The following is an 11657-nucleotide window of genomic DNA, read 5'->3' on the forward strand; positions in this document are numbered from 1 at the left end:
GTAATTTTCCCTGATTAAGGTGAACGACTGTGAAACTCGCGGCCTTCGCCGACCTATCAGATACGTCGATCATGCCCGCGGTTCCCGCAGATCACTCCGGCTTCCCCGACCGAGCGGGACATGGCCTGCGGGTTGTAACGACCTGACTACAAAGAGGCTTCACGGCTCGGCCATGCGTGGGTAAAAGAAGAGGCGTGACCCATCACGAGCCTTCCATGCCGACGGTGTTCTGGCCGCGCTGCCGGACCGTCCACGGCTGCACCGGACGGGTGGCCGGAGAGACGGGAGGCTGCGCCGCCCACCTGCGCCCCCGCGAGTTCGAGCGGTTCGTGGGCGCGCTGCGTCCCGGCGCCGACCTCGACCTGCGCGGCGTCACCGTCACCGCCTGGCTGCTGGACGCCGTCCTGGACGCCGTCACCGGCCCGGACGGGCGCCCCCACCTCGGCCGGACGCGCTTCGACGGCGCCGTCCTGACGGCGGACGCGGGCCTGCGCGGCTGCTGCGTCGAGGGCGACAGCTCCTTCGACGGCGCGTGCTTCCTCGGCGGCGTGTCGTTCTACGACGCGCGGTTCTTCGGCAACGCCTCGTTCCGCGGCGCCCGTTTCGGACGCAACGTCTCCTTCCACGAGGCCCGCTTCCACCGGCACGCCTCGTTCGAGGAGGTCGTCTTCAGCGGCGACGCCGTGTTCGGCGAGACGCGGTGGCACGCCGACGCCGCGTTCCGGCGCGCCGTGTTCATGGGCGCGGCCAGCTTCGACCGCGCGCGGTTCGGACGGGACGCGGCGATGCAGGCGGCGTGCTTCGGCGGCCCCGTGTCCTTCAAGCGCGTCCAGGTGGCCCGGCACGCCCACTTCGAGCGGACGCGGTTCCGGCACGGCATGTGCCTCGGCCCGCTGGTGGCGGGCGGCCTGATCGGGCTGACCGACGCGGCCGTCCACGGCGCCCTGCGGGTGCACGCGGCGGCGCGGCTGGTCACGGCCCGCGGCGCGACCGTCCACGGGGACGCGGTGTTCCGGCTGCGGCACGCCGAGCTCGACCTGGAGGAGGTCGCGTTCGAGGGCCCGGCGGCCGTCCGGTCCCTGCCCCACCCGATCCAGGGGCTCACCGAGCCGCCGTGGACCGGCCCGGCCGACGTCCGGCTCGTCTCGCTGCGCCGGGCGGACACGGCGCGGCTCGTCCTCACCGGCGTCGACCTGAGCCGCTGCGGGTTCCTCGGGCTGCGGCGGCCGGACACGCTGAAGATCGGCCGCGGCTGCTCGTTCGCGACCGTCCCCGGCCGGCACCTCGGCCCGTGGCGCGGCGCCGCGCGGGCCGTGCTCGCCGAAGACCTCGCCCGCGGCGCCGGCGGCACCGGCGACGTCCGGCTGCGGCCCCTCTACCTGGCGCTGGCCCGCGCCGCCGCCGACCTGGACGAGGGCCGGCTGGCCAGGGACTTCCGCTACAACGCGCACGAGGTGCGGCGGCGCGGCGAGCGCGACCCCTGGCGCCGCGCGGGCCTGCACGTCCTCTGGCTGACCTGCGGATACGGGCTGCGGGCCGGCCGCGCCGTCGCGTGGATCGTGGTCATCACGGCACTCGTCTGCTCGGGCGTGTCGCTGGTCCGCCACGACGCCCGGCCACGGCACCCGAGCGGCCGGGCCCCCACCACCGCGTGGCGCCCGCCGGCCCACCGCACATGAGCGGCACAGGCACATGAGCGGCACAGGCACATGAGCGGCACAGGCACATGAGCGGCACAGGCACATGATCGGCACGGGCATGAGCGGCACGGGCAGATAACGGCGGCCTCTCGAAAGGTCGCGGGGTCGTTTTGTCAGACCCCTGGGTAATGATTTGTGTTATGAGCAGAGACACCCATCCGGGGGTGCAGTGCCCGCACTGCCAATCGCATCTCGCGCTCGTCCCCGTGCCCGGAAACTCCGCCGCCGCCGCACCCGCCCCCGTCCTGCCGATCGTGCTGAAGGAGGAATGGCAGCCGCCGCCCGTCGCCGAGGTTCTCGCCGTTTACGCCGGGCGCGCCAAGGACACCAGGACCGCGACCCGCGGCGCCGCCAAGGTCCGCGAAAGCATGAACCGCGCCAGGGCCGCCGCCGCGCAGCGCAGGGCCGCGCAGAAAGCCGCCCGCCGGACCCCGAAAAGCGCCTGATCACATCTCGGCCACTAACACCGGGAGAAGGGACGGCACCGGCAGGCGGCACCGTCCCTCCGCCAAGGGCGTCAGCGCGGCCGCGAATCGGTCCAGCCGGTCGCGAGCGTGACCGTGGAATTCATCGTCCGCCCGGCGGGGACCGCCGACCCGGCCGCCGGCCTCACCATCACGTTCCGGCTGGCCAGCGCGGTACCGGACGGCACATCGATGATCAGCTCATGCCGGATGACGCCGGCCGGCGTCCTTTCGTCCAGGGCGATGGCGTCCCCCGTCCGCCCCTCCGGATCGGTGACCTTTCCGAGCGACCGCACCTCCGGCAGCCCGGCCAGCATCCGGAACCCGGCCGCCCGCACGGCGGGCTTCACCGGCATGTCCATCACCAGGCCGCGCGCCACGTTGTAGAGCCACTCGCCGGAGGCCATCGGCCGGTCCGACTCGGTGTCATGGCCCTCGTACCAGCGCAGCAGCTCCGCCTTGAGCCGCGCGGGGTCGGACGGCAGCGATCGCAGGTCCTTCATCGTCACGTTCCGGCCCAGCCAGAACACCTTGTCGCCGTCGACCAGCGGCGAGCCGCTGAAGTGGCGCTCGCCCGGCGCGGTCGTCGCCGTGAACCCCTTGAGCCGTCCCTTGCCGCCCGGCGTGACGGGGACCTCGACCTTGAACGTGTCCGGCGACCCGGCCCTCCGCCAGGCCGCCTCGTCCGCCTTCGTCGCGGGCCTCGCGCCGAGGTCCTGCTCGGCGCCCCACGCCGTGCCGCCCGGCCTGCTCGGCGTCCAGCTCTCCGACCTGCTCCGCAGCGTGACGGCGTAGCGGTCGCCGCCCGTCCCCACCGTGTAGGTGCTGGACGAGATCGTCACCTGGTGCCAGTACGCCCGCACCCGCTCGGCCTGCCCGTCGGCCTTCCCGGCCGCCGCGAGCAGGACGGTCCGGGCGTCGAGCGCCACGGCCGCCCCGCCCCCGCTCCCCGGCCGCGGGCCGTCCCCATCGGTTCCGCCGCCCTCATTGATCATGGGCGCCGTCAGCACGGCCGCCGCGACGACCGCGCCCGCCGTGACCGCCCCGGCCAGCCCGAGGCCCCACGCCGGCCGCACCCGCCGCCGGGCCGGCGCCGGCGGCACCGCCGTGGGCGCCGCCGTGCGCGCCCCTGTGGGCGCCGCGGCCATGGCCCGCGCCAGCTCGGCGCGCCGGACGTCCTCGCCGACCGGCAGGTCCGGGTCCAGCTCGGCGGGCCGGGCCTCGCGCAGGGCCCGCAGCACGTCGTTCATGACATCTCCTCACTGATCATCCCCACCTGCGGACGCGACCCGGCCCGGCCCTCCGCCGGTTCCCGCGGGGCCGTCCCGGCCGTGCGGGCGAGCCGGCGGCGGGCGCGGTGCAGCCGCACCCGCAGCGCCGCCGGGGAGCAGCCGACGACCCGGGCGGCATCACGCGGCGCCAGGCCCTGCCAGGCGACGAGGATGAGGACCTCCCGGTCGCCCTCGGGCAGGTCCGCCATCGCGCGCAGGACGGCGAGCCGCTCCGCCACGTCCTCGGCGATGTCGCCGGACGCCCGCGGCGCCCACCGCCGCAGCTCGTGCGCGAACGCCTCGCGCCGCACCTGCGCGCGGTGCCCGTCGCGCAGCACGTTCCGCGCGACGCCGAGCAGCCACGGCAGCGCCGGGTCGGGCACGTCGGCGAGCCGCCGCCACGCCACCGCGAAGGTCTCGCTCACCACCTCGTCCGCGATCTGCCGGCCGGCGCGGGCGGTGGCGTACGCCCAGACCCGCTGGCGGCATTCCTCGTAGATCGCGGTGAAGCGCTGTTCATCGGGGACTTCGTCCGCCACCGCGTGGTCCTCCGTCCGTCCGGGTGTCGCTGTCAGGAGGTAGTGGGCCGAAACGCCGCATCGTTACGCGGCATGGGGACTTCGTGTTTTTCCGGCTACCACGTGCCTTTAACATTTGCTGGACGACAACGGACACCCCGCCCGACAGACCGGTCGTGCCGGACCGAAGGAGCACAACATGGCCGCGATGAACAGTCGCGGTGCGGAGCGGCTCCTCGGCGTGGCCGGCTCCCCGCACCTGCTCCTGGTCGAGGACGACCCCGGCGACGCCTTCCTGTTCGAGGAGCTGCTGACCGAGGCGCAGCCCGGCCTGCGGATCACCGTCGCGACCACGCTGGCCGAGGCGCTCACCGCGCTGCGCGCCGACATCCAGTGCGTCATCGTCGACCTGTCCCTCCCGGACGCGCAGGGCCTCGACGCGCTCCACCAGATGCGCAGGCACGCCCCCGCCACCGCCGTCCTCGTACTGACCGGGCTCGCCGATGCGCACGTCGGCGTGGCGGCCGTCGCCGCCGGCGCCCAGGACTACCTCGTCAAGCAGGACGTGGACGGCGCCCTGCTCACCCGCGCGATCAGCTACGCGATCGAGCGCAAGCGCGCCGACGAGACCGAGCGCCAGCTCGTCGAGGCGCGGGCGCTGAGCCAGGAGAACGCCCGGCTGGAGCGCGGCCTGCTGCCCGTCCCGATCCTGCACGACCGGACGCTCGGGCACCACACCCGGTACCGGCCGGGCCGCTACCGGGCCCTGCTCGGCGGCGACTTCCACGACACCGTGGAGACCGCGGACGGCACCGTGCACGCCGTGATCGGCGACGTGAGCGGGCACGGCGCCGACGAGGCGTCCCTCGGGGTCCGGCTCCGCATGGCGTGGCGGACGCTCGTCCTCGCCGGGCACACCGCCCCGCGGCTGCTGAGCACGCTCGACGCGGTGCTCCGGCACGAGCGGTGGAGCGACGAGATCTTCACGACCGTCTGCATGGCGACGATCGCGCCCGACCGGCGCAGCGCGCGGCTGTACCGGGCCGGGCACCCGCGCCCGCTGTTCTTCGGCCCGGACGGCGTCGATCCCGTCCCGGACGAGCCGCGCGGCCCGGCGCTCGGGCTGTTCCCCGTCGTCGACTGGCCCGCCCTCGACCTGGAGCTCGGCGACTCGTGGGGCCTGATGCTCTACACCGACGGGCTGATCGAGGGCCAGGCGGGCGCCCCCGGCGACTACCTCGACCTGGCCGGCCTGATCGAGCTGGCCCGTCCCGCGCACGCGGCCGGGCGGCGCGGCGACGTGCTCGTCGACGGGCTCATCGCCGAGGCCGAGCGCCTGAACGGCGACGTCCTGGCCGACGACCTGGCCGTACTGCTGCTGACCCGGGAGGACGACCGATGACCGAGGAGGGCTCGGACGGCGATACCGGGCGGGAACCGCGGATCACCGGGCCGGGGGTCGTGCTGCCCGAGACCGGCATCCCCGAGGGGCACGGGCTCGGCCGGGTCCGGCTCGTCCAGATCTACCGGATCGGCGCGCTCGTCCTGGGCGTGCTGCTGCTGGCCGCGGTCGTCCAGGCCGGGATCGCGCTGAACGGGAACAACCGGGCGCGGGACGTCCTCATCGACAAGGTCGACCCGGCGACGCTGGAGCAGTTCCGCCTGTCGACGGCCGTCACCAACCAGGACACGGCGATCCGCGACTACGCGCAGGACGGCGGCGCCGAGCACGTCGCGCGGTACCGGGCCGCCGTCCGCAGCGAGGCGGAGTCGGCCGCGCGGATGCGCCGGCTCCTCACCGGCGTGCCGGGCCATGAGGACGTCGACCGCCTGCTCGCCAGGGCCACCGCCGACTCGCGGGCATGGCGGGCCGAGTTCGCCGACCGGATCGCGGCCGGGCCCGGCGGGGAGAACGTGGACCCGGACGAGAGCAGGCGGGCGCGGCGGCTGCTCAACCAGGCGCGCGGCGACATGACGCCGCTGCAGGCCGCCATCGTCAGGGTGCACGAGCATGCCGCCGAGGACCTGCGGTCCCGCGCGCGCACGGCCCAGTACTCGGCGCTCGCCGCGCTCGTCATGGTCGTCGTGGCGGCGCTGCTGCTCGCCCTGCTGTTCAGCCGGACAGTGCTGACGCCGGTGTCCGCGCTGACCGGACGCGTCCGCGCCGTGTCCCAGGGCGACTTCGGGCACCGGCTCGCCGACGTCCCCGGCCCGGCGGAGATCAACGAGCTGGCGGCGATCATCGACGCCATGCGCGCCCGGATCATCGACGAGTGGCGGGCCAGCGAGGACAAGACCCGCCGGCTGAACGAGCAGACGGCGGCGCTGAACGAGCAGACCGAGGAGCTGCGCCGCTCCAACGCCGAGCTGGAGCAGTTCGCCTACGTCGCGAGCCACGACCTCCAGGAGCCGCTGCGCAAGGTCGCGAGCTTCTGCCAGATGATCGAGCGCCGGTACGGCGACCAGCTCGACGAGCGCGGGCGGCAGTACATCGCGTTCGCCGTCGACGGCGCCAAGCGCATGCAGGCCCTGATCAACGACCTGCTGAGCTTCTCCAGGGTGGGGCGGATGTCGCGGCCGGAGGAGGCCGTCGCCCTGGACGAGGTCGCCCGGCAGGCGCTGGACAACCTGGCGACCCTCCGCGAGGAGACCGGCGCCGAGGTGGACGTCGCCGACCTGCCCGAGGTGCCCGGCGACCGCACCCAGCTCACCCAGCTGTTCCAGAACCTCGTCGGAAACGCGATCAAGTTCCGGCGCCCGGACGCGCCGCCCCGGGTCACGATCGGCGTCCGCCGCGACGGCGACGAGTGGGTGTTCCACTGCACCGACAACGGCATCGGGATCGAGCCCCGGTACGCCGACCGCATCTTCCTGATCTTCCAGCGGCTGCACCCGCGCGACGAGTACACCGGGACGGGCATCGGCCTGGCGCTCTGCAAGAAGATCGTCGAGTACCACGGCGGCCGGATCTGGCTCGGCACCGACGGGCCGGAGGACACCCCGGGCACGACCTTCCACTGGACGCTGCCCGCGCGGCCGTCCGCCGACAACGCCGACAACGCTGACAACGGAGACACGGATGAATGAAGGCCCGCGCCCCATCGAGGTCCTGCTGGTCGAGGACGACCCGGGTGACGTCCTGCTGACGGTCGAGGCGTTCGAGCACAACAAGGTCAACAACTCCCTGCACGTCGTCAACGACGGCGAGCAGGCGATGGCGTTCCTGCGCCGGGAGGGGGAGTACGCGGACGCGCCGCGCCCGGACCTGATGCTGCTCGACCTGAACCTGCCGCGCAAGGACGGCCGCGAGGTGCTGCAGGAGGTCAAGGACGACGACGACCTGCGCCGGATCCCGGTCGTCGTCCTCACCACGTCCGAGGCGGACGAGGACATCCTGCGCAGCTACCACCTGCACGCCAACGCCTACGTCACCAAGCCCGTCGACTTCGACCAGTTCATCTCCGTCGTCCGCCGCATCGACGACTTCTTCGTCACCGTGGTCAAGCTCCCGCGCTGACGTCCGGCCTGCCCGCCGAGGCGGACGATCACCCCCTGATCCCGGTATGCCGCGGTCGTCCTCGTGTGTAACAGTGGAGGGCATGGTGGACACGTCGAGTGAGCAAGCCGAGGACTCCGCCGCCGCGCTCGACGACGCGGCCTCCACCCTGATGGACGTCTGGTCGCGCGCCCACAACGCCGCCGACGTCCCCGTCCCGTCCGCACAACTGCGCGCGCTGTTCGTGCTGGAGCGCGGCCCGGTCAACATCAGCCACCTGGCGGGCACGCTGGGCGCCCTGGTGTCGTCGGCGAGCCGCCTGTGCGACCGGCTGGAGGCCGCCGGCCTGCTGACCCGCGACCCGGGGCGCGATCGCCGCGAGGTGACGGTCCGGCTGAGCCCGGACGGGCAGGCGCTCCTCGACCGGCTCCGGCTGCGCCGCCGCGCGGACCTCGCCCGCGTGCTGGCCAAGATGCCGGCGCCCGCGCGGGCCGCGCTGCTGTGGGGGCTCACCGAGTTCCACGACGCTGCCTCCAAACGCGACGGCGAGGACGGCTCGGTCTCCATACGCGTCTGACCTGTCCCATGAATCCGCTTTTCTCGGCTTAGTCGCGACGCTCCACAAAGAGCCAATAAAATCGAGGCTTATCGACATTTACATTCGCGGGTTCCGGCGCGTTTTTCGCCATTACCGCTACGGGCGCCTTCACCACTACTAACATCGCGGCCCATGGCGACAACAATGGCCCGGCGGCATTCCGCCCGTGCCCTCACCGCGGGCGGGCTCACCGCCGTCCTGCTGCTGTCGCTCGCCGGCTGCGGCGGGGCGACCCGGCAGAACACGGCGTCCGCGGGCGGAGGACGGAGCGGGGGCCCGGGGGCGGCGGGAGCCGCCAAGGTCCCCGAGGCGACCACGTTCACCACGATCTCCGGCGCTCCCAGGGACGACGCGCCCGACGGCACCACCGACGGCCTGGTCGCGCACCCGGCCACGGCGGCGGCGGTGTTCGACCGTCCGGGCGGGCGCCGGATCGCCACCCTTCCCACCACCGAACTGGGCGGCCCTACCTGGGTGCCCGTGGTGGAGAGCTCCGGCGACTGGCGGCGGGTGCTCCTGCCGAGCCGTCCCAACCAGGCGAGCGGTTGGGTCTCCGCCGCCGGGCTGAAGACGGCGCACTCGCCCTACACCGTCCGGGTCGAGCTCGCCCAGAGGCGGCTCACGCTGCGCAGGTCCGAGCGCACGGTCGGCCGGTGGAAGGTCGCGGTCGGCGGCGCGAAGACCCCGACACCGCCGGGCCGGACGTTCCTCATGGCGAACCTCGCGCCGGCCAAGAAGACGCCGAGCCCGACCGTCCTGCCGCTCGGCACCCACTCGGCGACCCTCGACACCTTCGGCGGCGGTCCCGGCACCGTCGCGCTGCACGGCTGGCCCGACGCCTCGGTGTTCGGCAAGGCGATCACGCACGGCTGCGTCCGGGTACCCGCGGACGCGCTGAAGGCCCTGTCCCGCGTCCCGCTCGGATCACTGGTGCTCATCACGGCCTGACCGGCCGCAGGCACCCCCAGCTCTCTCAAGAATCGGAGTACGTCCATGCGTCACACCCATCTCGCCAAGCGCCTCGCCACGACCGGGCTCCTGGCCGCCGGCCTCGCCGCGCCCGCCGCGCCCGCCCTCGCCTCGGCGCCCGCCCTCGCCGCGACGCCCGGGGGCGAGGGCTCCGCGTACGGGCTGACGGTCACCGGGCCGGTGGCCGTCCCGCCGGTGCCCGCCGTCGCGTCCCGCACGGGCACGGTCAGCAAGAGCCTGCTGCGGGAGAACCGCACCGGGCTCGTGTCGGCCTCCGCGCTGGACGTGAAGGCCTCCGCCGCCCGCGCCAGCTCGACCGTCGCGCGGCTGGCCGTCCCGAAGGCCAAGCTGCTGGCCAGCGCGGTGTCCGCGAAGTGCACCGCCGGGCGCGGCTCGGCGCACCTCGCGCACGCCGTCCTCGCCGGCCGCCGGCTGGACGCCTCGCCGCCGCCGAACACCACCGTCCCCGTCGACGTGGACGGCCTCGGCCGGACGTCCCTGGTCCTCAACAAGCAGCAGCGCACGGCCGACGGCCGGCTCGCCGTCACCGCCATGGAGCTGAACCTGCCCGGCGGCAAGGGCGCCGTCCGGGTCGCGTCCGCCACCTGCGGGCGCGCGAAGGCCCCGGCCGAGGCGCCCGCCCCGACCCCGGTCGAGCACGACCTGCCCGTCACCGGCTGACCGGTGCCCGATGCGCGGCCCGGTGGGCAACAGCCCGCCGGGCCGTCTCCATGCCGGTCAGCCCGCCAGCGACTTCTCGAAATGCACGACCGAGCCCCTGCTCCGGTCCCGCGCGGCGATCCGCAGGTCCTCCGTGAACGCCCGCATCAGCCGCAGCCCCCGCCCGTGCTCGGCGAGCGGCGGCGCCTGCGCGCCCTCCCAGCCGTCGGCTCCTTCCGCCGCGTCGTCCGTGCCCCCGTCGATGACGTCCACGACGCATCGCGCCCCGTCCATCCGCGCCCGGACCTCGTACTCCATTCCGGCCGCCGCGTGCTGAATGACGTTCGCGCACGCCTCGCCCAGCGCGAGCGCGATATCGGCACGGATCTCGGATCCCACTCCGAGCCCGCGGAGGGAGGCGTCGAGCGTGTGCCGCACCAGCGGTGCACTCTCGGCGTTCCTCGGCAGGGTCATTTCGAGAACGACCTCCATGCCAATCGCCTCCGTTCCCTCGACTGGCAGATTTCCCCTTGATCCTGAAGGGAAACTCCAGCCACCGGAAAAAGAGATGACCGGAAGCGCCATTATCGGAACGCCGGGCCAGGCTACTCGTCGGCGCGGCCCGCCAGCCGCCGGGCGGCCGCCACCTGTTCCTCGTCCAGCCCCTGGTAGTCACGGTGCCGGTGCTGCTCGGCCTGATCGTCGATCCATTTGCCGTGCGCCTCCCAGGCGGCCTGCTTGCTGACCCCGGTCGCCGCGCCGATCTGCGCCCACGACGCCCCGGCCCGCCGCGCGGACCGGACGGCGAGCTGCCGCCCGTACACCGCCTTCCGCGCGATCACCTCCCCGAGCGCGAGCATCTCGAGCACCTCCTCGCGCCCGAGCGGCGACTCCCCCACGGCGTCCCGCACCCACAGCTCGTCGTACCTGGCCGCCGCGCTCGTCAGCGTGATGTCCCGCTCTATCGCATCTGGAGTGACCATCCCGCGAGTCTGCGCGTCAAGCTACCCTGACGTCAAGTCTTCTTGACGAATTTCTTCTGGCGCGGGTCCCTTGACCGGGCGCGCCGAACGGGCAGACTGGTGCGGTGGTCAAGTCGCTGCGTCCCCAGAACTACAACGAGGTCCTGTACGTCGGGCACTTCTTCCGCAAGGGCGTCCCGGTGCTCATGGACCTGACGGACCTCACGGACGGCGACGCCAAACGCCTGGTCGACTTCGCCACCGGTCTCGTCTTCGGCCGCGGCGGCGCCCTGGACCGCGTCGACCGGAAACTGTTCCTCCTCCAGCCCTGATCAATCGAGATAGTCCTCCAGCAGCGCGGGCGTCAGGTTCGCCCGTTCGGTCTGGCGGACGAATTCGGCCACGTCCGCGGCGAACGTGCGCCGGAAGTGCGCGAGGACGATGTCACCGGGCTTGAGCCGGTTCCCCGCGGCGAAGGTCGTCTTGCCTCCGGCTATTTCGGCGCTCCAGTTCACGATGTGCGTGATGCCGCATTCGGCGGCGGCGTCGGCGGTGGTCTCGTCCCGGGCGCCATAAGGCGGACGCAGCAGCGTCGGACGGCGGCCGAAGTCCTTGGCGAAGTCGTCCGAGGCACCGCAGATCTCGTGGCGCTGCGCATCGCGCGACATGCCCTCCAGGTTCGGATGGGTGAGGGTGTGGTTCTCGACGACGGACCCGGTCTCGCGGGCCAGCCGGGCGAAGAATCCGGGGTCGGCGCGGACGTACTGGGCGGTGAGGAAGAAGGTCGCCTTGACCTTCGCGTCGCGCAGCGCCCTGACCATTCCGGGGTCGCGGGTGACGCCGTCGTCGATGGTCAGGAACGCGACCCGATCGGTCGTCCGCACCCCGTAGACGGTGTTGTCCGGAGGGGCACCGGGCGCCGATCTGACGATGGCGGTCTCAGCGCCGCAGGCCAGCGCGAAAAGGGGAAGTGACACGATCACGAGCCATTTCTTGGTCATCATGGCGGTCACGCTAGA

14 protein-coding genes are annotated in these 11657 nt (G+C 73.4%); 9 read left to right on the forward strand and 5 right to left on the reverse strand.

The window, feature by feature from the left end; all coding sequences use genetic code 11:
• The first annotated feature begins 194 nt into the window (after positions 1 to 194).
• Both K8Z49_RS27150 and K8Z49_RS27155 read left to right on the forward strand, forming a co-directional pair.
• Positions 195 to 1679 carry a pentapeptide repeat-containing protein gene (locus K8Z49_RS27150; protein ID WP_143118763.1) on the forward strand — a complete coding sequence of 495 codons (1485 nt, stop codon included), beginning with the start codon at positions 195 to 197 and terminating at the stop codon, positions 1677 to 1679.
• A 161-nt stretch (positions 1680 to 1840) separates the two neighbouring features.
• On the forward strand, positions 1841 to 2146 hold the full coding sequence (locus K8Z49_RS27155) for a hypothetical protein (RefSeq protein WP_021595499.1): 306 nt from the start codon (positions 1841 to 1843) through the stop codon (positions 2144 to 2146).
• A 71-nt stretch (positions 2147 to 2217) separates the two neighbouring features.
• On the opposite strand, the gene K8Z49_RS27160 is transcribed toward K8Z49_RS27155, so the two are convergent.
• Positions 2218 to 3414: a CU044_5270 family protein gene (locus K8Z49_RS27160; protein WP_412515548.1), complete on the reverse strand. Its 1197-nt coding sequence runs from the start codon at positions 3412 to 3414 to the stop codon at positions 2218 to 2220.
• Complete coding sequence (locus tag K8Z49_RS27165; RefSeq protein ID WP_412515549.1) at positions 3411 to 3974, reverse strand: RNA polymerase sigma factor; 564 nt, start codon at positions 3972 to 3974, stop codon at positions 3411 to 3413. The genes K8Z49_RS27160 and K8Z49_RS27165 overlap by 4 nt, the downstream gene beginning before the upstream one ends.
• Before the next feature lie 178 nt (positions 3975 to 4152).
• Between K8Z49_RS27165 and K8Z49_RS27170 the strand changes: the two genes are divergently transcribed.
• From K8Z49_RS27170 to K8Z49_RS27195, 6 genes are all read left to right on the forward strand, one after another.
• Entirely contained in the window at positions 4153 to 5355 is a 1203-nt protein-coding gene (locus K8Z49_RS27170) for a PP2C family protein-serine/threonine phosphatase (protein WP_075024045.1), read from the forward strand.
• Complete coding sequence (locus K8Z49_RS27175) at positions 5352 to 7040, forward strand: sensor histidine kinase (protein ID WP_412515550.1); 1689 nt, start codon at positions 5352 to 5354, stop codon at positions 7038 to 7040. The genes K8Z49_RS27170 and K8Z49_RS27175 overlap by 4 nt, the downstream gene beginning before the upstream one ends.
• A complete protein-coding gene (locus tag K8Z49_RS27180; protein WP_021598321.1) occupies positions 7033 to 7470 on the forward strand; it encodes a response regulator in 438 nt (145 codons plus the stop codon). Before K8Z49_RS27175 ends, K8Z49_RS27180 begins: the two co-directional genes overlap by 8 nt.
• An 82-nt stretch (positions 7471 to 7552) precedes the next feature.
• Positions 7553 to 8026, forward strand: a complete 474-nt coding sequence (locus K8Z49_RS27185) for a MarR family winged helix-turn-helix transcriptional regulator (protein ID WP_021598322.1) — start codon at positions 7553 to 7555, stop codon at positions 8024 to 8026.
• A 153-nt stretch (positions 8027 to 8179) separates the two neighbouring features.
• Positions 8180 to 8995 carry a L,D-transpeptidase gene (locus K8Z49_RS27190; protein ID WP_033330147.1) on the forward strand — a complete coding sequence of 272 codons (816 nt, stop codon included), beginning with the start codon at positions 8180 to 8182 and terminating at the stop codon, positions 8993 to 8995.
• 45 nt (positions 8996 to 9040) lie between these two features.
• A complete protein-coding gene (locus K8Z49_RS27195; protein ID WP_075024044.1) occupies positions 9041 to 9697 on the forward strand; it encodes a choice-of-anchor P family protein in 657 nt (218 codons plus the stop codon).
• A gap of 57 nt (positions 9698 to 9754) precedes the next feature.
• Here the strand turns inward: K8Z49_RS27195 and K8Z49_RS27200 are convergent, their stop codons facing one another.
• Positions 9755 to 10168 (reverse strand): ATP-binding protein, encoded by a 414-nt coding sequence (locus K8Z49_RS27200; RefSeq protein WP_021598325.1) that lies wholly within the window; start codon positions 10166 to 10168, stop codon positions 9755 to 9757.
• A 113-nt stretch (positions 10169 to 10281) separates the two neighbouring features.
• Complete coding sequence (locus tag K8Z49_RS27205) at positions 10282 to 10659, reverse strand: hypothetical protein (protein ID WP_021598326.1); 378 nt, start codon at positions 10657 to 10659, stop codon at positions 10282 to 10284.
• A 104-nt stretch (positions 10660 to 10763) separates the two neighbouring features.
• Between K8Z49_RS27205 and sepF the strand changes: the two genes are divergently transcribed.
• Positions 10764 to 10970 carry a cell division protein SepF gene (sepF, locus tag K8Z49_RS27210; protein ID WP_021598327.1) on the forward strand — a complete coding sequence of 69 codons (207 nt, stop codon included), beginning with the start codon at positions 10764 to 10766 and terminating at the stop codon, positions 10968 to 10970.
• On the opposite strand, the gene K8Z49_RS27215 is transcribed toward sepF, so the two are convergent.
• The gene (locus K8Z49_RS27215; RefSeq protein WP_024934214.1) at positions 10971 to 11642 is read right to left on the reverse strand and encodes a polysaccharide deacetylase family protein; all 672 of its coding nucleotides are present in this window, start codon (positions 11640 to 11642) and stop codon (positions 10971 to 10973) included.
• Positions 11643 to 11657 lie beyond the last annotated feature (15 nt).

The organism is Actinomadura madurae (assembly GCF_047130825.1).
Lineage (GTDB): Bacteria > Actinomycetota > Actinomycetes > Streptosporangiales > Streptosporangiaceae > Spirillospora > Spirillospora madurae.